The organism is Serratia sp. EWG9 (assembly GCF_019913725.1).
In the GTDB taxonomy this organism is placed as follows: Bacteria; Pseudomonadota; Gammaproteobacteria; order Enterobacterales; family Enterobacteriaceae; genus Serratia; species Serratia ureilytica.
Genome location: NZ_JADNRO010000002.1, coordinates 74249 through 99769, shown reverse-complemented (window position 1 = coordinate 99769; position 25521 = coordinate 74249). Strand labels below are relative to the sequence as shown.

24 protein-coding genes and 3 tRNA genes are annotated in these 25521 nt (G+C 61.0%); 5 read left to right on the top strand and 22 right to left on the bottom strand.

What is annotated here, in order from left to right; genetic code table 11:
* Positions 1-4 precede the first annotated feature (4 nt).
* A complete protein-coding gene (locus ITX55_RS05900; RefSeq protein WP_072626596.1) occupies positions 5-379 on the bottom strand; it encodes a hypothetical protein in 375 nt (124 codons plus the stop codon).
* Positions 380-503: 124 nt separating this feature from the next.
* A complete protein-coding gene (yjfP, locus tag ITX55_RS05895; RefSeq protein WP_223084895.1) occupies positions 504-1256 on the bottom strand; it encodes an esterase in 753 nt (250 codons plus the stop codon).
* 127 nt (positions 1257-1383) lie between these two features.
* On the opposite strand from yjfP, the gene bsmA reads away from it, so the two are divergent.
* Positions 1384-1692: a biofilm peroxide resistance protein BsmA gene (gene bsmA, locus ITX55_RS05890; protein WP_223084893.1), complete on the top strand. Its 309-nt coding sequence runs from the start codon at positions 1384-1386 to the stop codon at positions 1690-1692.
* Between the two features lie 123 nt (positions 1693-1815).
* Entirely contained in the window at positions 1816-2091 is a 276-nt protein-coding gene (locus tag ITX55_RS05885; protein WP_223084891.1) for a DUF1471 domain-containing protein, read from the top strand.
* On the opposite strand, the gene ITX55_RS05880 is transcribed toward ITX55_RS05885, so the two are convergent.
* The 16 genes from ITX55_RS05880 to nnr form a co-directional block, all read right to left on the bottom strand.
* Positions 2088-2486 carry a DUF350 domain-containing protein gene (locus ITX55_RS05880; RefSeq protein ID WP_015376394.1) on the bottom strand — a complete coding sequence of 133 codons (399 nt, stop codon included), beginning with the start codon at positions 2484-2486 and terminating at the stop codon, positions 2088-2090. The genes ITX55_RS05885 and ITX55_RS05880 overlap by 4 nt on opposite strands.
* 66 nt (positions 2487-2552) lie before the next feature.
* On the bottom strand, positions 2553-4181 hold the full coding sequence (locus ITX55_RS05875) for an isovaleryl-CoA dehydrogenase (protein ID WP_047025082.1): 1629 nt from the start codon (positions 4179-4181) through the stop codon (positions 2553-2555).
* Positions 4182-4297: 116 nt separating this feature from the next.
* Entirely contained in the window at positions 4298-5029 is a 732-nt protein-coding gene (gene rlmB, locus ITX55_RS05870; RefSeq protein ID WP_004933653.1) for a 23S rRNA (guanosine(2251)-2'-O)-methyltransferase RlmB, read from the bottom strand.
* A 61-nt stretch (positions 5030-5090) separates the two neighbouring features.
* Positions 5091-7565, bottom strand: a complete 2475-nt coding sequence (gene rnr / locus ITX55_RS05865; protein WP_187048546.1) for a ribonuclease R — start codon at positions 7563-7565, stop codon at positions 5091-5093.
* Between the two features lie 59 nt (positions 7566-7624).
* The gene (gene nsrR / locus ITX55_RS05860) at positions 7625-8050 is read right to left on the bottom strand and encodes a nitric oxide-sensing transcriptional repressor NsrR (protein ID WP_015376391.1); all 426 of its coding nucleotides are present in this window, start codon (positions 8048-8050) and stop codon (positions 7625-7627) included.
* A 233-nt stretch (positions 8051-8283) separates the two neighbouring features.
* Positions 8284-9582, bottom strand: a complete 1299-nt coding sequence (locus ITX55_RS05855; RefSeq protein WP_025159583.1) for an adenylosuccinate synthase — start codon at positions 9580-9582, stop codon at positions 8284-8286.
* A 98-nt stretch (positions 9583-9680) separates the two neighbouring features.
* Positions 9681-9881: a DUF2065 domain-containing protein gene (locus tag ITX55_RS05850; RefSeq protein WP_004933666.1), complete on the bottom strand. Its 201-nt coding sequence runs from the start codon at positions 9879-9881 to the stop codon at positions 9681-9683.
* 62 nt (positions 9882-9943) lie between these two features.
* Complete coding sequence (gene hflC / locus ITX55_RS05845; protein WP_004933669.1) at positions 9944-10948, bottom strand: protease modulator HflC; 1005 nt, start codon at positions 10946-10948, stop codon at positions 9944-9946.
* Positions 10949-10951: 3 nt separating this feature from the next.
* Positions 10952-12202 (bottom strand): FtsH protease activity modulator HflK, encoded by a 1251-nt coding sequence (hflK, locus tag ITX55_RS05840; protein WP_033641626.1) that lies wholly within the window; start codon positions 12200-12202, stop codon positions 10952-10954.
* A gap of 68 nt (positions 12203-12270) precedes the next feature.
* Complete coding sequence (gene hflX, locus ITX55_RS05835) at positions 12271-13551, bottom strand: ribosome rescue GTPase HflX (RefSeq protein WP_033641625.1); 1281 nt, start codon at positions 13549-13551, stop codon at positions 12271-12273.
* A 98-nt stretch (positions 13552-13649) separates the two neighbouring features.
* Positions 13650-13958: an RNA chaperone Hfq gene (hfq, locus tag ITX55_RS05830; protein ID WP_223084890.1), complete on the bottom strand. Its 309-nt coding sequence runs from the start codon at positions 13956-13958 to the stop codon at positions 13650-13652.
* 114 nt (positions 13959-14072) lie between these two features.
* On the bottom strand, positions 14073-15014 hold the full coding sequence (miaA, locus tag ITX55_RS05825) for a tRNA (adenosine(37)-N6)-dimethylallyltransferase MiaA (RefSeq protein ID WP_108680083.1): 942 nt from the start codon (positions 15012-15014) through the stop codon (positions 14073-14075).
* On the bottom strand, positions 15007-16890 hold the full coding sequence (gene mutL / locus ITX55_RS05820) for a DNA mismatch repair endonuclease MutL (RefSeq protein ID WP_108680082.1): 1884 nt from the start codon (positions 16888-16890) through the stop codon (positions 15007-15009). Before mutL ends, miaA begins: the two co-directional genes overlap by 8 nt.
* Before the next feature lie 22 nt (positions 16891-16912).
* Entirely contained in the window at positions 16913-18709 is a 1797-nt protein-coding gene (gene amiB, locus ITX55_RS05815; protein WP_108680081.1) for an N-acetylmuramoyl-L-alanine amidase AmiB, read from the bottom strand.
* A 7-nt stretch (positions 18710-18716) separates the two neighbouring features.
* Positions 18717-19187 (bottom strand): tRNA (adenosine(37)-N6)-threonylcarbamoyltransferase complex ATPase subunit type 1 TsaE, encoded by a 471-nt coding sequence (gene tsaE / locus ITX55_RS05810; protein ID WP_025305017.1) that lies wholly within the window; start codon positions 19185-19187, stop codon positions 18717-18719.
* A gap of 10 nt (positions 19188-19197) precedes the next feature.
* The gene (gene nnr, locus ITX55_RS05805; protein ID WP_223084887.1) at positions 19198-20712 is read right to left on the bottom strand and encodes a bifunctional ADP-dependent NAD(P)H-hydrate dehydratase/NAD(P)H-hydrate epimerase; all 1515 of its coding nucleotides are present in this window, start codon (positions 20710-20712) and stop codon (positions 19198-19200) included.
* On the opposite strand from nnr, the gene queG reads away from it, so the two are divergent.
* Positions 20711-21850 carry a tRNA epoxyqueuosine(34) reductase QueG gene (gene queG / locus ITX55_RS05800; protein ID WP_033651499.1) on the top strand — a complete coding sequence of 380 codons (1140 nt, stop codon included), beginning with the start codon at positions 20711-20713 and terminating at the stop codon, positions 21848-21850. The two genes, nnr and queG, sit on opposite strands and share 2 nt — an antisense overlap.
* A 311-nt stretch (positions 21851-22161) precedes the next feature.
* On the opposite strand, the gene ITX55_RS05795 is transcribed toward queG, so the two are convergent.
* The 4 genes from ITX55_RS05795 to orn all read right to left on the bottom strand — a co-directional run bounded on the left by ITX55_RS05795 (position 22162) and on the right by orn (position 23247).
* A tRNA-Gly gene (locus ITX55_RS05795) sits at positions 22162-22237 on the bottom strand.
* A gap of 54 nt (positions 22238-22291) precedes the next feature.
* Positions 22292-22367 (bottom strand) — tRNA-Gly (locus tag ITX55_RS05790).
* A gap of 66 nt (positions 22368-22433) precedes the next feature.
* Positions 22434-22509 (bottom strand) — tRNA-Gly (locus tag ITX55_RS05785).
* Positions 22510-22701: 192 nt separating this feature from the next.
* Entirely contained in the window at positions 22702-23247 is a 546-nt protein-coding gene (gene orn / locus ITX55_RS05780) for an oligoribonuclease (protein ID WP_033641618.1), read from the bottom strand.
* Positions 23248-23492: 245 nt separating this feature from the next.
* Between orn and rsgA the strand changes: the two genes are divergently transcribed.
* Positions 23493-24542: a small ribosomal subunit biogenesis GTPase RsgA gene (gene rsgA / locus ITX55_RS05775; RefSeq protein WP_033641617.1), complete on the top strand. Its 1050-nt coding sequence runs from the start codon at positions 23493-23495 to the stop codon at positions 24540-24542.
* Between the two features lie 76 nt (positions 24543-24618).
* Positions 24619-25512 carry an archaetidylserine decarboxylase gene (asd, locus tag ITX55_RS05770; protein WP_223084885.1) on the top strand — a complete coding sequence of 298 codons (894 nt, stop codon included), beginning with the start codon at positions 24619-24621 and terminating at the stop codon, positions 25510-25512.
* Positions 25513-25521 lie beyond the last annotated feature (9 nt).

The window sequence follows — 25521 nt, the reverse complement described above, 5'->3', positions numbered from 1 at the left end:
CCCATCACAGTTTGAGCAACGTCGGCGCGCTGAACGCCTTGCCCTGATTGTGCAATTGCAGCGCCATCCGCAGATAGTTTGTCCGTGCCTGCAGCAGTTCGGCGCTTTCCTCCAGCGTCGCCCGCTGCTCGAAGGAGAGCGAGCCGGCCTTCGCGGTTTGCGTGGACACCGCTTTCGGCGCGGAGGCGAACAGCGCCGTCATGTTTTGCACCGTATGCGCGGTGATGCGCGACAGCGGATTTGCCTTGTTTTGCCGCGCCTTGCCGTCGGCTGCCCCCAGCATCTCACTGAAGGCCATTGAGTTAAGATCGGCGCGCGCTTTCATCGTTCCCGCCAGCCCGCGCGCTGTCTCGGCCGTATTGCTGATACCCTTTATCATGCTCTCCGCTCCTTGCCGCCCCTGAAAGAATTCACGCTGACATTCTCCTCCGCCATGCGTCAAACAATGACCGAAACAGCCTACAGAGAGCACCGCAATTCCACGCATCGCGCCCGGAGGCGCATTACAATTCGCGGCGAAAGAAATCGGTGGTGGCGGACAGCGCCAGCGGCGTGATGCGATGCTTCACGCCCGGCTCGACGAGCGATGTCAAACGGCCGTCCGCACCTTGCTGCCGCAGTTCAGCCGCCAAACGCAGGCTGTCCGCCGCCGGCACCACGTCGTCCGTCTCGCCGTGCCACAGCAGCAGCGGCCGCCCGGCAATCTGCGCCAAACGTCCTTCCAGCTCATACTCCGCCAGCACGGCGGTGCGCGCCGCAAACGCCGTCGGCGAGAGCGCCTCGCCCGTCTCGCCCAACGGCGGATACAGCGTTTGCGCCAGCGCACGGTAATAGCCGGAACCCATCAGGCTGGCGGCCGCACGGATCCACGGAAAGCGCGCGAAGGCGCCAAGCGCGGTCATGCCGCCCATTGAGGCGCCGGCGACGCCGATGCGGCCGTCGGCGATCAGGCCAAGCCGCTCAAAATGCGCGTTGATCTGCGGCAGTTCATCGATATTGCTGCGCAGGATCTCCCAGAATGACGCCAGGCGCCGCGCCTCATCGTCGTCGAATCGCTCGCCGTGCCGATCGGCATCCGGCAACACCGCCCGAAAACCGGCGCGCGCCAGCGCATAGGCGAAATAAGCGTACACCTCTTTCGACGAGGTATAGCCATGGCAGAAGAACACCGTCGGCAGCGGCCGATGATACTGCCCCGCCGGCACCGCATGGATCACCGCGATATCGCCAGCCTGCTCGTCATGAATTTCGATCATCCGTTCATCCTCAACTCACCTGTTGGCATTCATCATGACAAACTTGCGCGAAGCAGCGTTAGCTCAATCTGTTACAGCTTATATTGCGTTACACTGAAGCCATCGCACCGGCGCTTACGAGGTCACCATGACGATTGCCCGCACACTCATTACCCTGACGCTGGCCGCACAGCTTTCCGCCTGCGGCATCATGACCGCCACGCCGAAACCGCCGCCGCCCCCCACCGCTCAGGCGCAGGAGATCGTTCGCGCGCAGACCGCCGAGCTGGTGAAAATGGGCACCGTCACCGCCGTGGTGCGCGGCAGCCCGATGGACGTGGAAGCGGAGATCCAACGCAAGGCCACCGCCGCCGGCGCCCGTTATTACGTGATCATCATGAACAGCGAAACCGTCGTGCCGGGCCAATGGTATTCCCAGGCGATCCTGTATCGCTAAGGCGGGGATTTTTTAAGCAGCTTTACACTGGCTTTGCACTGGCTGAAGAAGGGTGTTGCACACTGAGGGACAGCATGCCGCATGTTGCGGGTGTCGATTCAGGATCTGACGAAGGGGAACGCCATGAAACGCTCCACCGCACTCACCTCCCTCCTGCTTTCCATGGGATTGCTCAGCACCGGCGCACAGTCCGCCGAGCTGGCGCCCGCCGATCGCGTGACGCCGCTCAGTGAAATCGCCGAGATCACCTTCAACGATTTGCCCGGCTCACCGCAGGAGGCGGAACAGGCCATCGCCCGCACCGCCGACCAACACGGCGCCAGCTATTACCGCATCCTGCGGATGGAAGAGCAGGCGCACCCGCTTGGCTGGCGCGCCTCGGCCATCTTATACCTTTAGTAGCTCATGCAAGCCGCATTCAATACTCCGCCGCTGACGGAGACGCCCCCCAGGAAAATCCCGGCGGCCAGGTGATTCGCTTCTATCTTGTCGCTGATGCGCGGCATGTAGATCTTCACGGCGGCGAACAGCAGCAGTTGCACCACCAGCGCCACCACGCCCCACAGCAGGTAATCCAGCAGGCTGATCGAGTTGATCGCCGCGCTGGCCAGCGGGATCACATATCCCAGGCAAGCGCCGATAAAAGCGAAGGCGGCGGATTGATTATCGGCCTTGATCAGCGCCCATTCGTCGTGCGGGGTGATGCGGGTATAGACGAACAGAAACACCAAAATCATGGCGAAGCCGCTGAAGAAGTAAGAGGCGAACGCCGCCAACGCGCTGAGAATATCCATGTGCATTTTCCTGTCAGAGTGAGGCTGAATTAAAAAGGTTTTCGCCGCCGGGCGCCACCCTTTTCCCTAACCGCCGATGGCGCGGTTCAGCAGCAGTTCGCACGCCTCGGCCGACAGCAGGCTCTCGCCGCGGTGATCCAGCGTCAGATGACACCAGGCGTCGGCGATCAGCGGGCTGGCGTGCTGCAGCAGCTGCGCGGCGCAGCACAGGTCGAACAGCTGTTGAGTCAGCAGCCGCCCCATCTCCTCGCTCGGTTGCCGGGCACGCTGCTGCCACTGCCGCCAGGCGTGATCGAACAACCGATTCTGGCCGCGCACCGGCTGCAGCTCGAACTGCAACATCTCGAGCGCGCCCGGCAGTTTATGCAGACTGCGCAACACGTCCAGACACATGATGTTGCCGGAGCCCTCCCAGATGCTGTTCACCGGCATTTCACGGTACAGGCGCGGCAGCTCACTCTCCTCGCAGTAACCGATGCCGCCCAGCACCTCCATCGCCTCGGCGATGAACGGCATGCCCTGACGGCAAATGCTGTATTTAGCCGCCGGGGTCAGCAGCCGGCTGTAGATCAGTTCGCCTTCATTGCTGCGGCTCTCCCAGGCGCGAGCCAGCCGGAACAGCAACGCGGTATGCCCTTCCAGCCGCAGCGCCATGCGCGCCAAGACCTGGCGCATCAGCGGTTGTTCTATCAACAATTTGCCGAACGCCTGCCGCTGCAGCGCATGATACAGCGCCACCGACAGCCCGCGGCGCATCAGGCCGTGGCTGCCCAGCGAACAGTCGAAACGAGTCAGGCCGCCCATCTTCAGGATATGCCGCACCCCGTCGCCCTCATCGCCCAGCAGCCAGGCAGTGGCGTCCTGAAACTCCACCTCGCTGCTGGCGTTGGAGCGGTTGCCCAGCTTGTCTTTCAACCGCTCAAGGCGAATGGCGTTGCGGCTGCCGTCCGGCAAAATGCGCGGCAGGAAGAAACAGGACAGCCCGCCTTCGGCCTGCGCCAGCACCAGGTGCGCATCGCTTTGCGGCACCGAGAAGAACCACTTGTGCCCCACCAGCCGGTAGGCTTCGCCCGGCCCGCGCGCGCCAAGCGGCGTGGCGGTGGTGGTATTGCTCAACACGTCGGAGCCGCCCTGTTTCTCCGTCATGCCCATGCCGATCAGCAGGCCGCGCTTTTGCCCGCCCGGCAGCAGATGAGCGTCATAACGATCCGACAGCAGCGGCGTCAGCCAGGCGCGAAACTCGGCCGGTAACGCCTGCAGCAGCAGCGGCGTGGCGCCAAAGGTCATGGTCACCGGGCAGAGCGTGCCGGCCTCGACCTGCGCATGCAGCATAAAGCGCGCGGCGCGCGCCACGAAGGAACCGATGCGCGCATCCTCCTGCCAGGGCAGGTTGTGCACCCGGTTGGCGATCAGCCCCTGCATCAGGATATGCCAGGCCGGGTGAAAGCGAACGTCGTCCAGCCGCTGGCCGGTGGCGTCGTAGCGCAGCAGCTCCGGCGGGTTGGCGTTGGCCAGCCGCCCCAGCTCCAGAGACTCCTGCGTGCCGAGCTGCTGGCCCAGCGAAGCCAATACCTCGGCGTCCCAACCGCCTTGCTCGCGCTGCAACGCTTCGCGCAGCGGCGTATCGGAGAGAAACAGGTTGCTGTTGCCCAGCGGCTTGGGTTGGTTAAAAACGGTGTGCGTAGTCCAGACCATGAGAGTGCTCCCTGAAAAAAGCGTCAGGAGTAAGTATGGTCGGCGCAGAGATTTCTGCCGCAGGCGGGATCACAAGAGGGGGAATTAACGGGAGCACGGCGCCCCCGTCAGAAGAATCAGCCGCGCTGGCGCACCGCTTCGAACAGGCAGATGCCGGTGGCGACCGACACGTTCAGTGAAGAGACGGTACCGGCCATCGGGATGCTGATCAGCTCATCGCAGTGTTCGCGGGTCAGGCGGCGCATGCCTTCGCCTTCCGCGCCCATCACCAGCGCCATCGGGCCGGTCATTTTGCTCTGATACAGCGTATGGTCGGCTTCGCCGGCGGTGCCGACGACCCAGACATTCATCTCTTGCAGCAGACGCAGCGTGCGCGCCAGGTTGGTCACGCGGATCAACGGCACGTTTTCGGCGGCGCCGCAGGCCACTTTCTTGGCGGTGGCGTTCAACTGGGCGGAACGATCGCGGGGCACGATCACCGCGTGCACGCCGGCCGCATCGGCGCTGCGCAGGCAGGCGCCGAGGTTATGCGGGTCGGTCACGCCGTCCAGCACCAGCAGGAATGGCGTTTCCACGCTCTCCAACAGGCCCGGCAGATCGTTCTCCTGATACTGACGCCCTTCGCGCACCCGGGCGATGATCCCCTGGTGCACCGCGCCTTCAACCTTGTCATCCAGCCATTGGCGGTTCGCCACCTGGATCACGATGCCGGTCGCTTCCAGCTCGGCGATCAGCGGCTGCAGGCGGCGATCTTCGCGGCCTTTCAGGATAAACACTTCCAGGAAGCGTTGCGGATCGCGCTCTAACAGGGCTTTGACGGCGTGGATGCCGTAAATAATTTCGCTCATGATGCTCTTTTAAAGTCGTGCGGCCGGCGATAACCGGCCGATGGTAACGATGTGCGGCAGGTTAAGCCTGCTCGGCACCTTTCTTCTTGGCTGCGCGTTTGGCTTTGGTCGCCGCCGCGATTTTCCGCGTTTTGTCGGACGCTTTCTTGGCTTTCTTTTTCGCCTTCTTCACGTTGTCCGCGGGCTTGACGTCATCCTGCTTACGGAAGGCGCTGTCCGGCTCGAAGTTGGCCGGCGGTTTGCCGCCGCGGCGCTTGCCGCGCCCCGCATTGCCGCTGTCGCGCAGCGTGCGTTGGCCGCCCTTCTTGGCGCGATCGCGCTCGGTTTTGCCTTCACCGCGCGCTTTGCGGGTGCTGGACACCAGCGCGAAGTCGATCTTGCGCTCGTCCATATGCACCGCATCCACGCGGATCTCCACCGTATCCCCCAGGCGATAGACCGTGCCGGAAGACTCGCCGATCAGGCGCTGGCCGATATTATCGTAGCGATAGTAATCATTATCCAGCGTTGATACGTGCACCAGCCCGTCGATGAACAGATCGTTCAGGCGCACGAAGAAGCCGAAGCCGGTCACGCTGGAGATGATGCCGCTGAACACTTCACCGACGTGATCCTGCATGAAGTCGCACTTCAGCCAGTCGGCGACGTTGCGCGTCGCTTCGTCCGCGCGGCGTTCGGTCATCGAACAGTGTTCGCCCAGCTGCAGCATCTCTTCGAATTCGCTGTGCCAGCCGCCGGTCGGCGTCCAGCGCTCTTTCGGCTCGCCATGCTCTTTGGCCAGCTGGTATTTGATCGCGCGGTGCAACGCCAGATCCGGATAACGGCGGATCGGCGAGGTGAAGTGGCCATAAGAGGCCAGCGCCAGGCCGAAGTGGCCGCGGTTTTCCGGATCGTAAATCGCCTGCTTCATCGAGCGCAGCAACATAGTTTGCAGCATTTCGTGGTCAGGGCGCTCGGACACTTCATCCATCAGCACCGCATAGTCCTTCGGCTGCGGCTTGTTGCCGCCGCCCAGCGTCAGCCCCAGCTCGCTCAGCACGCTGCGCAGCGCGGAGATGTGGTCATCGCTCGGACGATCGTGCACGCGGTACAGCGCCGGCTCGTTACGTTTCTCGACGAAGCGCGCGGCCGCCACGTTGGCCATGATCATGCACTCTTCGATCAGCTTGTGGGCGTCGTTGCGCACCGTCGGCTCCACGCGCTCGATGCGGCGTTCGGCGTTGAAGATGAATTTGGCTTCTTCGGTTTCAAACGCGATGCCGCCGCGCTCGGCGCGCGCCTTATCCAGCACCTTGTACATGGCGTGCAGCTCTTCCAGGTGCTTGACCAGCGGGTGGTAATGCTCGCGCAGCTCCTGATCGCCCTGCAGAATGTGCCACACCTTGTTGTAGGTCAGGCGGGCGTGGGAGCTCATCACCGCCTCGTAGAACTTGGCCGTGGACAGGCGCCCCTGGGCGGAGATGGTCATCTCGCACACCATGCACAGGCGATCGACCTGCGGGTTCAGGGAGCACAGCCCGTTGGACAGCACTTCCGGCAGCATCGGGATCACCTGCGACGGGAAATATACCGAGTTGCCGCGGCTGCGCGCTTCGTCGTCCAGCGCGGTGCGTGGACGCACATAGTAGCTGACGTCGGCGATCGCGACCCACAGGCGCCAGCCGCCGCCGCGTTTTTTCTCGCAGTACACGGCATCATCGAAGTCGCGCGCGTCTTCACCGTCGATGGTGACCAACGGCAGCTTGCGCAGATCGACGCGGCCCTTCTTGGCCGCTTCCGGCACCTGTTCGCTGAGATCGGCCACCTGCTTTTCCACCTGCGGCGGCCAGGTATGCGGGATCTCATGGGTGCGCAGCGCGATATCCACCGCCATGCTGGTGCCCATTTTGTCGCCGAGGATCTCGACGATCTTGCCGACCGCTTTGGTGCGGCGGGTTGGGCGTTGAGTCAGCTCCACCACCACCATGTAGCCCATGCGCGCACCGCTGACGCTGTCTGCCGGGATCAGAATATCGAAGCTCAGACGGCTGTCGTCCGGCACCACGAAGCCGGTACCGGCATCCATGAAGAAGCGGCCGACGATCTGGCTGGTTTTCGGCACCAGCACGCGCACGATGCGCGCTTCGCGACGCCCTTTGCGATCCGCGCCCAGCGCCTGCGCCAGCACCACGTCACCGTGGATCGCCATTTTCATCTGTTCGGCGGACAGGTACAGATCGTCTTTGCTGCCTTCAACGCGCAGGAAGCCGTAGCCGTCGCGGTGGCCGATCACCGTGCCGCGCAGCAGGTCCAAACGTTCCGGCAGCGCGTAGCACTGGCGGCGGGTAAACACTAACTGGCCATCGCGCTCCATGGCGCGCAGGCGGCGGCGCAGCGCTTCCAGCTGTTCTTCGCCGCTGAGGCCCAATTCGTTGCCCAGTTCTTCGCGGCTGGCCGGCGTTTCTCGTTTCGCCAAATGGGCCAGGATATATTCACGGCTGGGAATGGGAGATTCGTATTTTTCTGCTTCTCGTTCCAGGAATGGATCTTGTGACATTGCGGTTCCTCCGTTGTCATCAGCAGGATGACGTTGAGCCTTGTCTTCTCAACGTCGTTTTATTCGACAAGCAATAGCTTGTAGAGCGGCGGATTGTCTTCGACCATGTCGGCCAACGTATGCTTATCCAGCTCTTCAAGGAAATTCTGTACGCCCTGTTGGAGCACCTGCTTCAATCGGCAGGCAGGGGTGATGTGGCAAAACTCGCTGCTGCAGTTAACCAGCGCAAGCGGCTCCAGCGCCCGCACGACATCGCCGAGGCGAATGCTCTCGGCCGGTTTGCCCAAACGGATGCCGCCATGCTTGCCGCGCACCGCCGTGACAAAACCGACCCGGCTCAACTGATTGATGATCTTCACCATATGGTTGCGAGACACGCCATACACCTCGGTCACTTCCGAGATACTGGTCATCTTGTCCTGCGGCAACGAGGCCATGTAGATCAACGCCCGCAGACCATAATCAGTAAAACTTGTTAACTGCACATCTTACCTCTGGGTATGACTTTACCCGTCTGATACGCCGCTTTTCGGCGCTATTCAAAAGATTACTCATTGGATAATAAACCAGCCGGAGAGTTCGTCGCTAATTATTTAGCGAATCCCGCGCCCTAAGGCGGGTTTATGAAAGGATTTTTTGACGTGAAACCGCAATCGGAGGGAGTCAGGATAAAAACAAACCGGGACGCGCCCGGTTTGTTTAATGCCGCAAAGCCTGATTATGCGTCGAACGGGTCGCGCAGGATCATGGTTTCGCTGCGATCCGGGCCGGTAGAGATGATGTCTACCGGTACGCCGGTCACTTCTTCGATGCGCTTGATGTAGTTCAGCGCAGCCTGAGGCAGCTTGCTGTGCTCTTTCACGCCAAAGGTGGTTTCGCTCCAGCCCGGCATGGTTTCGTAGATAGGCTCAATGCCTTCCCAGCCTTCAGCCGCCAGCGGAGTGGTGTCCACTTCACGGCCGTCCGGCATGCGGTAACCCACGCAGATCTTCACTTCTTTCAGGCCGTCCAGGACGTCCAGTTTGGTCAGGCAGAAGCCAGACAGGGAGTTGATCTGCACCGCGCGACGCACCGCTACCGCGTCCAGCCAGCCGGTACGACGACGACGGCCGGTGGTGGCGCCGAACTCGTTACCCTGCTTGCACAGGTACTCGCCGGTTTCATCGAACAGCTCGGTTGGGAACGGGCCTGCACCCACGCGAGTGGAGTAGGCTTTCACGATGCCCAGCACGTAGTCCACATAACGCGGGCCGATACCGGAACCGGTAGCCACGCCGCCGGCGGTGGTGTTGGAAGAGGTCACATACGGGTAAGTACCGTGGTCGATATCCAGCAGGGTGCCCTGAGCGCCTTCGAACATGATCAGATCGCCACGCTTGCGCGCGCCGTCCAGCAGTTCGGAAACGTCAACCACCATCGCGGTCAGGATATCGGCGATAGACAGCACGTAGTCCAGCGTCGCCTGATAATCGACGGCTTCAACTTTGTAGTAGTTGACCAGTTGGAAGTTGTGGTAATCGACGATCTCTTTCAGCTTAACGGCGAAGGTTTCTTTGTTGAACAGATCGCCGACGCGCAGACCGCGACGAGCCACTTTATCTTCGTAAGCCGGGCCGATGCCGCGACCGGTGGTGCCGATCGCTTTCGCGCCGCGCGCTTTCTCACGCGCGTTATCCAACGCAACGTGGTAAGGCAGGATCAACGGGCAAGCTTCAGAGAGTAACAAACGTTCGCGTACCGGGATGCCACGCGCTTCGAGTTCACCCATTTCTTTCATCAACGCGTCCGGCGCCAGAACAACACCGTTGCCGATGATGCTGGTGACGTTTTCACGCAGAATGCCTGAAGGAATTAAATGAAGAACGGTTTTTTCACCGTTGATTACCAGAGTGTGGCCAGCGTTATGGCCACCTTGGTAGCGCACAACATATTGAGCCCGTTCAGTCAGCAGGTCTACAACCTTGCCTTTACCTTCGTCACCCCATTGGGTGCCCAGTACGACGACGTTCTTACCCATTTTTCAAAATCACCGATTGCTTAAAAATGGATTCTACCACCGTAATTTTCGATTTTCAGCACTTTTAGCATACGATTGCATAAATTTTGGGCTAGACTTTAAAGACCCGTGCGGCCGCTCAACATGTAGTAGATCACGCAGCCCGCAACCACTATTCCACCGCCAAATCGCCGCAGCGTCGCGTCCGGCAACTGCGACATCGCCACAATCATTTTGCGCCAGGCCTGCGGAAACAGCATCGGCCCCAATCCTTCCAACACGAGGACCAGCCCGAGCGCCAGCCAAATCGTTGAGTTCATGCATCCCCCAAAACGAGAAAGGGCCCGCGAAAACGGGCCCTCGATCAGATTGCCTGCCGCGCTTATTTGCGCAGGGTATCAGGCGACTTCATGTAGCGGAAGAAATCGCTGTCAGGGCTCAGTACCAGCACGTCCTGGTTGTCCTTGAAGCTGGCTTCATAGGCACGCAGGCTGCGGATAAAGGCATAGAAGTCCGGATCCTGGCTGAACGCGTTGGCGAACAGCTTGGCTGCTTCAGCATCGCCTTCACCACGGGTGATACGCGCCTGACGCTCGGCTTCCGCCAGGGTACGGGTCACTTCGTAGTCCGCGCTGGCGCGCAGTTTCTCGGCTTCTTCCTGGCCCTGCGAGCGCAGGCGACGGGCTACCGCTTCACGCTCGGCGCGCATACGCTGGTAGATGGCGTCGGAGACTTCGGCCGGCAGGTTGATCTGCTTGATACGCACGTCGATCACTTCGATGCCCAACGCCGCCATGCTGTTCGGGTTCACCTGCGGCTGTTTGCCGGTGGTTTCCCGCTCAACGCGCGCCGCCGCAGAGGCGATAGCGTCATCGGCTTCGGTGGTCGCCACTTCTTCGCCGTCACCCACGGTGCCGGTGTTCAGCGCGTCACGCACGTCAGACATCAGCTTGCCGCGCGAGTCGGTCACGATGTCTTTCACGTCCAGGCGGCCGATTTCGGAACGCAGACGGTCGCTGAACTTACGCTTCAGCAGCACTTCGGCCTGGGAGACGTCGCCGCCGCCGGTCGCCAGATAGTAGCGGCTGAAGTCGCTGATGCGCCACTTCAGATAGGAGTCAACGATCAGGTCTTTCTTCTCGCTGGTCACGAAGCGATCGGCCTGGTTGTCCATGGTCTGGATACGCGCATCCAGGTTCTTCACGGTCTCAATGAACGGGATCTTGAGGTGCAGACCCGGCGCATACACCAGCGGCTTGTTTTCGCCGTCGCGCAGCACCTTGCCGAAGCGCAGCACGATGCCACGCTGGCCTTCCTGCACCACGAACAGCGAAGCGTACAGCACCACCAGCACCGCGAGGACAATAACTACAAAAGACTTACGCATTGATTACTCTCTCCCTACGCGAGTGGTGTCGTCACGCTGCGCATTCGCCCGGCGCTGATCCATAACCGATCCGCTGCTGGTGCGCGGAGTGCTGCTGTTGGCAGCCGGCGCTGGATTCGGATTGAGGCGAATCAGGCTGGTATCCTTGTTGCCGCTCTCCGTCGCCGCGCCTTGGCCGCGCAGCATCTGATCCAGCGGCAGCACCATCAGGTTGTTGCCTTTGTCGCTCACCAACACCTTACGGGTATGGCCCAGCACTTTTTCCATGGTTTCGATATACAGACGCTCGCGGGTGATCTGCGGTGCGGACTTGTATTCCGGCAACAGCTTGGCAAAGCGCGCCACCTCACCCTGAGCTTCCAGGACGGTGCGGTCTTTATAAGCCTTGGAGTCTTCCAGCAGACGCTGCGCCTGGCCGTTCGCACGCGGCTGAACTTCGTTGGCGTAAGCTTCCGCTTCACGGATGTATTGCTGCTCGTTCTCACGCGCGGCGATCGCATCGTCGAACGACGCCTTCACCTCTTCCGGCGGACGCGCCGCCTGGAAGTTGACGTCCAGCAGCGTGATGCCCATGTTGTAAGGACGAATAGTCTCTTCCAGCATGCGCTGCGTATCGTTACGCACCACGGTACGGCCTTCGGTCAGGATGCGATCCATCGAGTATTTGCCGATCACGCCGCGCAGGGCGCTGTCGGTCGCCTGGCTCAGGCTGTCGTCGGCATTGACGACGCTGAACAGGTACGCTTCCGGATTGGTCACGCGGTACTGTACGTTCATTTCCACGCGCACCACGTTTTCATCGGAGGTCAGCATCACGCCGGACGCCGCCAGCTCACGCACGGATTCCACGTTCACCGGACGCACGTCGTCGATGAAGGTCGGCTTCCAGTTCAGGCCCGGCTGCACCAGGTGGCTGAACTTACCGAAACGCGTCACAACGCCGCGCTCGGCTTCCTTGATGGTGTAGAAGCCGCTGGCGGCCCAGATCACCACCACGGCAACCGCCGCGATACCGATAATGCGGCCGCTGAAGCCCGGGCCGGAGGCCCCGGTGCCGCCGCTATTGCTGTTGGAGCCTTTGCCCCCGCCAAAACCGCTCAATTTCTTGCTCAGTTTGCGGAAGATATCATCCAAATCAGGTGGCCCTTGATCACGACCGCCTTTGTTGTTACCGCCAGAGTTGCCGCCATTGTTATTGCTGCTCCCCCACGGGTCGCGGTCCTGTCCGTTATTACCGGGCTGATTCCACGCCATGTTTTAGCTCCATATTCTGTGATTGGGTACTTCAGGCTTTCGCGAAGCATAAATGTAACAGGATATGATCATACGATAAAGTCAATCAGGTCCTGTTCTTGCTTGCAGAGACGACGCCATTCGACGATCGGCATTCGCACCACCACGCCAATGCTGCCGTCCTCTTCGTTCCACTCTTTTTCAATCGCCTGAAGCTGGTAAAAACGGCTGCGAAGACGGCCTGCCCGTGGCGGTAAGCGCAATTCGTAATGCGCGATCTCCCCCGATAAGCGCTCCGTCAACGCCTGATACAGCAACGGAATACCCTCTCCGCTGGCGGCGGACAGCCACACCCGGATCGGCAGGTTTTCATCGTTGCGGTCGATACGCGGCACAAAATCGTCCAGCATATCTATTTTGTTCATCACTAACAGTGTAGGGATTTCATCCGAGTCTATCTCCGCCAGCACGGTGTTCACCGCGTCGATGTTCTCGTCGACACGCGGATCCGCCGCGTCGATGACGTGCAGCAGCAAAGAGGCCTGGCGCGTCTCCTGCAGCGTCGCCTTGAAGGCGGCCACCAGATCGTGCGGCAGGTGCCGGATAAAGCCTACGGTATCCGCCAACACGGTATCCCCCACGTCCGGCACGTCAATGCGCCGCAACGTAGGATCCAGGGTGGCAAATAGCTGGTCCGCCGCATACACCTCGGCAGACGTTATTCGGTTAAACAGGGTGGATTTGCCGGCGTTGGTATAGCCCACCAGCGATACGGTCGGCACATCGGCGCGGGTCCGCGCGCGTCGGCCTTGTTCACGCTGCTTCTCTACCCGCTCCAGGCGGCGCAGAATCAAGCTGATGCGATCGCGTAACAGGCGACGGTCGGTCTCAAGCTGGGTTTCCCCCGGCCCGCGCAGGCCTATCCCCCCTTTTTGCCGCTCCAGGTGCGTCCAGCCGCGTACCAGACGCGTGGCGATGTGACGCAGCTGCGCCAGCTCCACCTGCAGCTTACCTTCATGGGTGCGGGCACGCTGGGCGAAAATGTCTAAAATCAGCCCGGTGCGATCGATCACCCGGCATTCGCACAGGCGCTCGAGGTTTCTTTCCTGCGCCGGGGAAAGGGAATGATCAAACAGGACAACAGACGCGCCGCTGGCTTTCACCGCATCTGCAATTTCTTCGGCCTTTCCTTCACCGACAAAGTACTTCGGATGCGGGGCTTTGCGGCTACCAGTCACCACTTGCAAAGCTTCTACACCGGCTGAGGAGACCAGCGATTCGAACTCGCTGAGATCTTCCGTATCTTTGTCTTGCGAGAAATAGATATGAACCAGTACGGCCTGCTCACCGGCTTCATAACGGTCAAACAAGCGTGCAACCTCTCAAACGGACACTCACCGTGAGTTTGGGGGACATAAACAGCCCGCGGCTGCTTATGCTCCCCGTCATGGTTGACTTGCAACGCGCTTTATTCAGCGTCATCGCTTTCCTGCTGCGGCTGTTGCTGCGCAGACGGATTGTTACCATGGTGATAGTTGCTTGAACCGCCGCTCGGATTGTTGCTGTGATGCGAGACCGGGCGTGACGGGACAACGGTAGAGATAGCGTGCTTGTACACCATCTGGCTAACCGTGTTCTTCAACAGGATGACACACTGGTCAAAAGACTCAATCTGGCCTTGCAGCTTAATACCATTCACCAAATAAATAGAAACCGGAACACGTTCACGACGCAATGCGTTCAGGAACGGATCTTGCAAAGATTGCCCCTTAGCCATTCTATCTTTTCCTTATTTGCTTGTTGTTTGTAACTAAGAACCTGTCGGCTCTAAAATAAACGACGTAAAAAATTTGCGCGCTGAATACTCAGCAATTGTACACAATCACCCAACCTATGCACTAACAACCTGTGTCACCGAGTCCAAAGCCTCTCCCGGCTTTTCACTGTCCAACCAATGGACCGACTCCCAACCCCGTAACCAGGTCATCTGGCGTTTAGCCAACTGACGTGTTGCGCAAATACCACGATAAACCATCTCATCGTAACTAATTTCACCAGACAAGTATGACCACATCTGGCGGTAACCGACACAGCGAATGGAGGGCAAGTCCGTATGCAAATCACCCCGTGCGAAAAGTGCACGCGCTTCCGTCTCAAAACCCGCCGCCAACATGTGATGGTACCGCAGCTCGATGCGTTGATGGATCAACTCACGGCTGGTCGGCGCTATCGCAAATTGGTGAACTTGATACGGTAACGATTCACCCGAAATTTTAGTCAGTTCCGTTAAAGTTTTACCCGAAATAAAAAAAACTTCCAGTGCTCTGGACAGTCTCTGCGGATCATTCGGATGAATTCTCACTGCCGCGACCGGATCGATCGCCTGTAACTGACGGTGCAGCGCCTCCCAGCCCTGCTCCGCCGCTTGCCGTTCGATGCGCTCGCGCACCGCGGGATCGGCGGACGGCAACGGCGACAATCCTTCCAGCAACGCCTTGAAATACAACATGGTGCCGCCCACCAACAGCGGAATGCGGCCGGCGGCGGTGATGTCGGCCATCTCTTTCAGCGCATCGGCGCGGAACTCCGCAGCCGAGTAAGCTTCGGCGGGATCGCGAATATCGATCAGCCGATGCGGCGCCTGCGCCAATTCTTCGGCGCTCGGCTTGGCGGTGCCGATATCCATGCCGCGATAAATCAGCGCGGAATCGACGCTGATCAGTTCCACCGGCAGGCGCTCGCGCAGCGCGATCGCCAGCGCGGTCTTGCCCGAGGCGGTCGGCCCCATGATGAAAATAGCCGGGGGACGTGATGTCATTTCAGTTTCAGTCATGCTTGAGCGCCGCCAGTGCGGCCTGTAAATCAACGGGTTGTAAAAGTCCGCTCGGTGGCGATTTGACCAGCTGCGGGCAAAGTCGTTCAACGTCGGTCAGCAATTGTATCGCTTGCGAGGTGTTCCACTGTTCATGTTCGCTGCCGAGACGGCGAGCGAGCCAGGTGGCCAACACCGCGGGCGACATCTCCTCATGCTCGGCCAGATAGCCTAACAGTTCGGGTATCAGTTTTTGTAAATTTTGTTGGCGTAATGGTAAAGGCACTGCGCGCAGCGTCACACGGCCGTGATCCGTCTGCAAATCCAGCCCCATCATCGTCAGCAGCGCCTGATGCCGCGCGATGGCCGCCGCTTCGTTCTTGTCCAACGTCAGCTTGACTGGGATCAGCAGCGGCTGCGGCCGCAGCCCTTCCGTCGGCGGATTGAGCTGCGCCTGGCGCAGCCAGCGCTCGGCCACCGTCAGGTTGAGCAACGCCGGCTGCTGGCGCTGTTCAATCAGCGCGTAGCACGGCGGATGGATCATCAGCACCCGGCCAAAGCTGTGTTGCCCGCTCGCCAACGGCGTTTCCACGGCGGCTTTCACCGGTGGGAACAGCGGCGGCCGACTCGGGGCTTCCGGCGCGGCCTCGGCCTGCGGCTCGGCGGCAGGCCGCATCAGTTTGCCGTACAGCTCGCCTTCGCGTTTCTGGTAACCGCCCGCCGTTTGCCAACCGGGCTGCGGCGCGCGCTCGCGGGCAGCGCCGGCCGGTGGCGGCGTTTCGCGACACGGCGCCGGCTGTGAAAAATGGTTGCCGCCGGCGGCGACGCGGTTTTCCTGCTGCCAGACCGGCGCAGGCGCCTCGTCAGGCGCTTCCGCCAGCGGCAGCGACGGCGTCTGCCCGGCCTGTTGCAGCACCGTGGTCACCGCCTGGTAGATAAAATCGTGCACCAGCCGCGCCTGATGGAAACGCACCTCGTGCTTGGCGGGATGAACGTTGACGTCCACCTGGTGCGGATCCACCTCCAGATACAACACGTAAGCGGGCTGCTGATCGTCTTTCAGCTGATCCTGATAGGCCTGACGAATGGCGTGGTTGATCAAGCGATCGCGCATCATGCGGCTGTTGACGTAGCAATACTGCATCTCACCCAGCTGGCGCGCCCCGTCCGGATCCGCCACCCAACCGCGGATGCTCAGATCGCCATGCTGCCAGTCGATGTTCAGCGCATGCTGCAAAAACGCCGGGCCGCAGATGCTGCCCAAACGGCGCTCGTGCTGGCTTTCTTCCTTCGCCGCCCGATATTGGCGGATCAGTTTGCCGTTATGGCTGAGGTTGATCGCCACATCGAAGCGCGCCAGCGCGATGCGCCGCACCACTTCATCGATATGGCCGAATTCGGTTTTCTCGGTGCGCATGAACTTGCGGCGCGCCGGGGTGTTGTAAAACAGATCCAGCACTTCCAGCGTGCTGCCGACAGGGTGCGCAGCGGGTTTGACCGTCACCGCCTGTTCGCGCCCTTCGGCATAGGCTTGCCACGCTTCGCTCTGATCTGCGGTGCGCGACGTCAGGGTCAAACGGGAAACCGAGCTGATGCTGGCCAGCGCTTCGCCGCGAAAACCGAGGCTGACGATCGCCTCCAGGTCGTCGAGCGTGCTGATTTTACTGGTGGCGTGCCGCGCCAGCGCCAGCGCCAGATCGTCCTTGCCGATGCCGCAGCCGTTGTCGCGAATGCGGATCAACTTGGCGCCGCCGCGTTCGATATCGATATCGATGCGCGTCGCACCGGCGTCCAGGCTGTTTTCCACCAGCTCTTTGACGACCGACGCGGGGCGTTCGACCACCTCTCCGGCGGCGATCTGGTTGGCGAGCTGTGGCGGTAACACCTGGATAGGCATGCTGACTCCTGTAGCGGTGGCGCTAGGCCTGCGGAATGGTCAGCGTCCGATCCAGCGGCGCGACGTCCGACTTCAGATTATTGACCCGTTTCAAATCGCCGACGCTGACCCCGTAGCGAGAAGCGATGGAGGACAGCGTGTCCCCGCGGGCCACTTTATGTTTAGACGGCTTCTTCGCCGGCGTTTTCGCTTTGGCGACGGCGGTGACGGCGGCGGTTTTCCCCGCCGGCACCTTCAGGCGTTGCCCGACCCACACGCCGTCTTTCTTCAGTTTGTTCAGATCCCGCAGCGCCGCCATGGTCGTGCCGTAGCTGTCTGCGATGCCGGACAGCGTCTCCGCCCGTTTCACCACGTGGATCTGGGTCTTGCCGCTTACGCTGCGGCCCGCGCCGGCCGAGCTGACGATAGGCTCAGGCTGGCGCACGTCTGGTGTTGAGGTGTTAACCGCCGCTGCGACGTCCAGCGGTCGGTTTTCCACCTTTGGGTCGGCTTGCAGCGGATGCGCCAGGAAGTAGCTGCGCAGGCCGTTATGAATGGCCTTGGCAATCTTCTCCTGATACGCGCTACTGCCCAGCAGCCGCTCCTCCGTGCTATTACTGATAAATCCTGTTTCCACCAGCAGCGATGGAATATCCGGCGAACGCAGCACGCCCAGGCTGGCGTGTTCCGGCCGGCGTTTATGCAACGATCCGACGCTCTGCAGCTGCTGCAGCACCTTCACCGCCACATCGTAGCCAACGCGCTGCGAGTGGCCGAACTGCAGATCCAGCACCGCCTGGCTCAGATAAGGGTCGGCCTGGCTGTTGGCCAGCAAGTCGCCGGCGCCGCCGAGCAGCTCGGACTGCTTCTCATGCTGTTCGAGCCAACCGGCCATTTCGCTGTTGGCGCGGCGATTGGACAGCACCCAGACGGAAGCCCCGCTGGCGCTGCGGTTTGGCGCGGCGTCGGCGTGGATGGAGACCAGTACGTTGGCGCCCTGTTTACGCGCAACGTCGGAACGCCCCATCACCGAAATAAAATAGTCGCCGTTACGCGTCAGCACCGGTTTGAACTGCGGATCGGCGTCCAGCATCGCCTGCAGGCGGCGCGCGATGGCGATAGTGACATTCTTCTCCTTCAACCCGCTCGGGCCGATGGCGCCCGGATCCTGGCCGCCGTGGCCGGCGTCGATCGCCACCACCACCCGATCGCCGGAACCGGCGGAAACGCGGCTGCTGCGCGGCGTCACCTCAGTGGCGGTGCCCGCGACCACGCTCTGTTTATTGGTAAAGGGATTCAATCCCGTCGGCGCTTTGCGCAGCGGCGGCTCCGGCGCTTCACGCACTGCGACCGGCGCCTGACGCGGCGGTTGGCTGACGGCGACCGGCGCAGGCGTTTGGACCGGCGCTTTACGCGCCACGGTATTGACGCCGCCTTCGGCCGTAAGGGTGAATACCACGGTGTGCACGCCGCCGTTCTGGCGGGTGGAGACGCGGGTTTTAGCGCGCTGAGTCAGATCAAACACCAGGCGCACGCTCTGAGCGTCTTTCGGCGCGCTGGAGCGAATGCTTTTCACCAGGTTTTGGCCGCTGAAATTGAGCGGCAGCCCGCCGACCTTGCCTTTCTGGTTGACGTCCAGCACCACGCGCTCCGGGCCGTGCAGCGGGAAAAACGCGTAGTCCGGCGGGCCATTGAAGCTCACCGACACCGTCGCTTCGCGCTGGGCGTTGGACACTTTGATATCGGACAGCGAGGACGCCGCCAGCGCGCTCAACGCGCCGAGCGGCCCCAGCACGGCGATCAGTATGATGACCGCAAATTTTTTCAACGCATGCGTCATTGCAGCATCATCCCTGTGATCCATGAATACGGTCTAACAGCTGGCTGCCGTAAGCAGAAATCGCCTCGATCTTCGCCTCTCGCCCCTCGCCCTGATAGCTGAGGTGCAGCGCCAGATCCGGCTCCGGCAGCACGCCGGTGCCCTGCTGCGGCCATTCGACCAGGCAGATGGCGTCTTGCGCGAAGTAATCGCGAATGCCCATAAATTCAAGCTCTTCCGGATCAGCCAGGCGATACAGATCGAAGTGATATACCGCCAAGGGCTGCAAGGCATAGGGCTCCACCAGCGTGTAGGTCGGGCTTTTGACATTGCCCTGATGCCCCAACGCCTGCAGGAAGCCACGGCTGAAGGTGGTTTTACCGGCGCCCAGGTCGCCGTAGAGATAGATGACGCTGGCGCGATCGCAGGCCTTGGCCAAAGTGGTGCCCAAAGCGACAGTCGCTGCCTCGTCCGGCAGAGGTAAAACGAGTTCTTTCATTCGATAAAGTCTATTTTGCCCACTCAGGGTTAACGAAATGAAGGATGTCCGGCAGTAAATCGGTCGCCAACATGCCTCTTGTTCCTTGTCTTTCTGCTACGCGATCGCCGGCCGCGCCGTGTACGACGCAGCCCGCACAGGCGGCATCATACAGCGAGAGCTTTTGCGCCAGCAAACCGCCGATGATGCCCGACAGCACATCGCCCATGCCGCCGGAGGCCATGCCGGCATTGCCGACGTCGGCGATCGCCATCTGGCCCTGCTCATCGGCGATCAGGGTGCCGGCGCCTTTCAGCACCGCCACGCCGCCGTAGCGCGCCGTCAGGTTACGCACGGCAAGTAAGCGATCACTCTCGATGTCGGCAGTGCTGCAGCTCAACAGCCGCGCCGCCTCTCCGGGATGCGGAGTCATCACGCGATTCTGCCGTTTCTCGGGATTTAATGCCAGCAAGTTCAGCGCATCGGCGTCCCACAAGGCCGGTTTATCGCTGGTTTGCAGCACGTTCAAGGCGTTTTTGCCCCACTCAGCCTGGCCCAGCCCCGGGCCAATCACCAGCACGTCCGCCCATTGCATCGCCTGCCGCAAGGCCGTCTCGTCCGGCGCCTGCGCCATCAACTCCGGCCTGGCCGCCAGCAGCGGCGCGACGTGCTCAATGTGAGTAAGCACTCGCACCAATCCAGCCCCGCTGCGCAGCGCCGCTTCCGCCGCCATGCGAATGGCGCCGCCGAATCCGCGGTCGCCGCCCACCAGCAGCAGACGACCATGCTCGCCCTTATGGGCGCAGGGGCGCCGCGGATGCAGCCAGCGCGGCAACGCCTCGGCGGTAAGCCGCTGAATCTGTTCCGGTTGCTTCGCCAACCAATCCGATAAGCCTAGCGTATTCTGATGAAGTTGCCCGACCCAGTCGCGCGCCTGCCCGGTCAGCAAACCCGGCTTGAGGCCGATGAACGTGACGGTATGCGCGGCACGCACGACCGCGCCCGGCGCCGCGCCGCTTTCCGCCAGCAGCCCGGACGGGATATCGAGCGCCACCACCGGCGCCGAATGGCGGTTGGCGGCCTCGATCAGTGCATCGTAAGGCACGCGCGGCGCGCTGCCCAGGCCGGTGCCTAACAGACCGTCGATAATAAGAGAGACGGACGCCGGCCAGCGGCTGTTCGCCGGCAGAATATCGCCGCCGGCGGCCAGCCAGGCCTCGCGGGCCGCTGCGGCCTCCGGCGGCAAAGGGCGTGCGCCTTCGCAGGCGATCACCGTCACCTGCACGCCCGCCGCCTTCGCCAAACGCGCCACCACATAGCCGTCGCCGCCGTTGTTGCCGTGGCCACAGAGCACCAGCCAGTGGTTGCAGGAGGGATAAGTGTCGCGCGCCAGTACGTAGGCCGCCTGACCGGCGCGCAGCATTAAATCGTAAAGAGAAAGACCGAGCGAGGCCGCCGCCGCAGGTTCCGAACGACGGATCCAATCCGCAGGCCAGACAGAGTGTGGTAAACTGTCAGCGTATGCTTTTTCACTATGGCCCGTCATGACGCACCCCCTCGATCTCCATCAACTCGCCCAACATATCAAGCAATGGGGGCAATCGCTAGGATTCCAGCAGGTTGGCATCTGCGATACCGATCTCAGCCTGGAAGAGCCGAAGCTGCAGGCCTGGCTCGACAAACAGTACCACGGCGAGATGGAGTGGATGGCGCGCCACGGCATGCTGCGCGCGCGCCCTCACGAGCTGTTGCCGGGCACGCTGCGGGTGATCAGCGTGCGCATGAACTACCTGCCGGCCAAGGCGGCGTTCGCCAGCACCCTGCAGAACCCGCAATTGGGCTACGTCAGCCGCTATGCGCTGGGGCGCGATTATCACAAGCTGTTGCGTCAGCGCCTGAAAAAGTTGGGCGATCAGATCCAGGCCTACTGCGGCGAACTGAATTTCCGCCCCTTTGTCGACTCGGCGCCGGTCATGGAGCGCGCGCTGGCCGCCAAGGCGGGCATCGGCTGGGTTGGTAAACACTCACTAATTCTTAACCGCGAAGCCGGATCCTGGTTTTTCCTCGGCGAACTGCTGATCGACCTGCCGCTGCCGGTGGATCAGCCGCAGGAAGAGCAGTGCGGCCGCTGCGTCGCCTGCATCACCACTTGCCCGACCGGGGCCATCGTCGCGCCCTACACCGTCGATGCCCGGCGCTGCATTTCCTATCTGACCATCGAACTGGAAGGCGCGATCCCGGAGGAATTCCGGCCGCTGCTCGGCAACCGTATCTACGGCTGCGACGACTGCCAGCTGATCTGCCCGTGGAACCGATTTTCGCAACTCACCGACGAAGACGATTTCAGCCCGCGTGCCGCGCTGCATGCGCCGCAGCTGATCGATCTGTTCAGTTGGACGGAAGAAAAATTCCTGCGCATCACCGAAGGCTCGGCGATACGCCGCATCGGTCACCTGCGCTGGCTGCGCAATATCGCCGTGGCGCTGGGCAATGCGCCTTATGAGGACAGCATCGTGCTCGCGCTGCGCACGCGTTTGGACCAGGACGCCATGCTGGACGAACATATCCACTGGGCGCTGGCGCAACAGCTCGCTCGCCGTGAAGCGCAGGGCATCGAGGTGCAAACGGCGCAGAAAAAACGGTTGATACGGGCTGTGGAAAAAGGTTTGCCAAGGGATGCCTGACGGGGTGCGCCGCGCGGGCGTATCGCCCGAAATCTCACTCTGTGGATTTGTGCATAAAAATAAAAACACGTTGTCTTTCAACTGCAACAAAAAGAGCAAGTGATCGGCATAACGTTTTGGGATAAATAAATAAGCTTATAAATCAAATATATAAATATTTAATTTGTATGACGTTGATTTTTCAGGCTGGCGGGTTTATGTACAGAGACTGTGGATAACTCTGTTCACAACGTTTTTAGCAGGTGTGTAAAACGGGACAAAAACCCGCGCCGGAGAAGGCGTTGGATTTGAGTTTGAAACGAAGAGAAAATTGGAGCGGGAAACGAGACTCGAACTCGCGACCCCGACCTTGGCAAGGTCGTGCTCTACCAACTGAGCTATTCCCGCATTGAGATGCTTTTGGCATCCGGTCACCAAACACTGGCGTGACCTTTGAATTTTTGGAGCGGGAAACGAGGCTCGAACTCGCGACCTCAACCTTGGCAAGGTTGCGCTCTACCAACTGAGCTATTCCCGCGTCGCATAGGTACTGCTTGATACTGCTTTATTTATTCATCATGCCGCATCGCGACATTGTTGAATTTGGAGCGGGAAACGAGACTCGAACTCGCGACCCCGACCTTGGCAAGGTCGTGCTCTACCAACTGAGCTATTCCCGCCCGGCGTATCGATGGTGGAACGTTACGAAATTCTTCATCGGTACGGGGTGCGCATTATACGAGAAATCCTTTTTGTCGCAAGCCCCTGAAAGCAAAAAAACGCGATTTTTGTTTGATTGCCGATTAAAGCGCCAGATTGGCGAATTAAGCGGCTAAAAACGGCATTTTTTCCCCGCAGAGGCCGCCATCGCCTTAAAGCTGAATGAAATGCTCGCGGTAATAAGCCAGTTCGGCCACCGATTCGCGGATGTCATCCAGCGCCTGATGGGTGCCCTGCTTCTTAAAGCCGCCGAGAATTTCCGGCTTCCAACGGCGCGCCAGTTCTTTCAGCGTGCTGACGTCCAGGTAGCGGTAATGGAAGTAGGCCTCCAGCTCCGGCATGTAGCGGAACAGGAAACGGCGATCCTGGCCCACGCTGTTGCCGCAGATCGGTGATTTGCCGGCCGGCACCCATTGCTGCAGGAAGGCGATGGTTTCCAGCTCGGCGGCGCGATCGTCCTGCCGGCTGGCTTTCACCCGCTCCACCAGCCCGCTGCCGGTATGGGTGCGCACGTTCCACTCGTCCATCAAGGCCAGCTGCTCGTCGGATTGGTGCACGGCGATCACCGGCCCTTCCGCCAGGATGTTCAGATTGGCGTCGGTGACCAGCGTGGCGATCTCGATAATGCGGTCACGCTCGGGATCCAGCCCGGTCATCTCCAAATCGATCCAAATCAGGTTATTTTCGTTTGCTGTCATGATGTTTCCTGCCTAAAAGCCGAGAGAAAAACGCTGTGCGGACGAGACGACGGCCGCCGCCGATGGCGACACGCCGCAGCCGGCGGCTAACAACGGTTATTTAATATAAAATAGCGTGTATCATAGTCTTTTTGGTCGCCATGGGCGACATATACCCTGACGGGTTCAAGGCTGCGCCCGGGGCAAGTCCCCCGCCGCGGCTGTGCGTATACGTAAAGGTATAAAACCGATTCAAGTGAGGCGCAGTGAGTAAGAACAAACTGTCCAAAGGTCAGCAACGCCGCGTGCAGGCGAACCATCAGCGCCGTCTGAAGCGCGCCGATAACAAACCGGAACCGGATGATTCCCAGCTGGGCGAGCCGCAGGAAGGCGTCGTCATCAGTCGTTTCGGCATGCACGCCGACGTTGAGGCGCCGGATGGCACTCAGCACCGCTGCAACATCCGCCGCACATTGCGTTCGCTGGTGACCGGCGATCGCGTGGTGTGGCGCCCCGGCCTGGGCGCCCATGAAGGGGTAAAAGGCATTGTGGAAGCGGTGCACGAACGCACCTCGGTGCTGACGCGCCCGGACTTCTATGACGGCGTGAAGCCGATCGCCGCCAATATCAATCAGATCGTCATCGTGTCGGCGATCCTGCCCGAGCTGTCACTGAACATCATCGACCGTTATCTGGTGGCCTGCGAAACGCTCGAAGTCGAGCCGCTGATCGTGCTCAACAAAATTGACCTGCTGGACGCCGAAGCGCGCAAGCTGGTCGACGGCATGATGGATATCTATCGCAAGATTGGCTACCGGGTGCTGGAAGTCTCCAGCCAAACGCGGGAAGGCATGGCGGAGTTCGAACAGGCGCTGGCCGGGCGCATCAGCATCTTCGCCGGTCAGTCCGGGGTCGGCAAGTCCAGCTTGCTGAACGCGCTGCTGCCGCCGTCTGAAGAGCAAATTCTGGTAAATCAGGTTTCCGACGTCTCGGGCCTCGGGCAACATACCACCACCGCCGCGCGGCTGTACCATTTCCAGCACGGCGGCGACGTGATCGACTCCCCGGGGGTGCGCGAGTTTGGCCTGTGGCACCTGGAGCCGGAACAAATCACCCGCGGCTTTGTCGAATTCCGTGATTATTTAGGCGGTTGCAAATTCCGCGACTGCCGCCACGATACCGATCCCGGCTGCGCCATTCGCGCGGCGATGGAGAAAGGCGATATCGCGCAAGAGCGGTTCGACAACTATCACCGTATTCTGGAAAGCATGGCGCAGGTGAAGGTTCGCAAGAACTTCACGGACGCCGCAGACTGACACTGACGAGCGAGCATTGACGACGGCGGAGCCCTCGTTACAATGCGCGCCCTTTACCCTGATTCACGAGGTTAACGTGCTGGATAGCATCAAGATTAAACTGCAATATTGGCTGCCGAAGCTGGCGCTGACCCGCCTGGCGGGCTGGGGCGCCGACAAACGGGCCGGCTGGCTGACCCAACTGGTGGTCAAAACCTTCGCCCGCTACTACCGCGTGGACATGCAGGAAGCGCAAAATCCGGACCTGGTGTCTTACGCCACCTTCAACGACTTCTTCGTGCGCCCGCTGCGCGACGGCGCGCGCCCCATCATCGCCGACGCCAACTGGCTGGCGCTGCCTGCCGATGGCGCCATCAGCCAGCTCGGCCCGATCCGCGACGATCAAATCTTCCAGGCCAAAGGCCACCACTACAGCCTCGAAGCGCTGCTGGCCGGCAACTATCTGTTGGCCGAGCCGTTCCGCAACGGCCTGTTCGCCACCACCTATCTGGCGCCGTGCGACTATCACCGCGTACACATGCCGTGCGCCGGCGTGCTGCGCGAAATGATCTATGTGCCGGGCGATTTGTTCTCGGTCAACCCGCTCACCGCCGCCAACGTGCCTAATCTGTTCGCGCGCAACGAGCGCGTGATCTGCGTATTCGACACCGACATCGGGCCGATGGTGCAAATCCTGGTCGGCGCCACCATCGTCGGCAGCATCGAAACCGTCTGGGCCGGCACCGTCACGCCGCCGCGCGAAGGCATCATCAAACGCTGGACCTACCCGGCCGCCGGCGAAGAAGGCGCCATCGCGCTGGAAAAAGGCGCCGAGATGGGCCGTTTCAAACTCGGCTCCACGGTGATCAACCTGTTTACCGCAGGCAGCGTGCAGTTTGCGCCGCAGCTGCATAACGGCACCGTCACCCGCATGGGTGAAGCCTTCGCCGAAATCCCGGCCGCCGCTGAAACGCCACAGACCCCGCTCTAAAGGAATCGA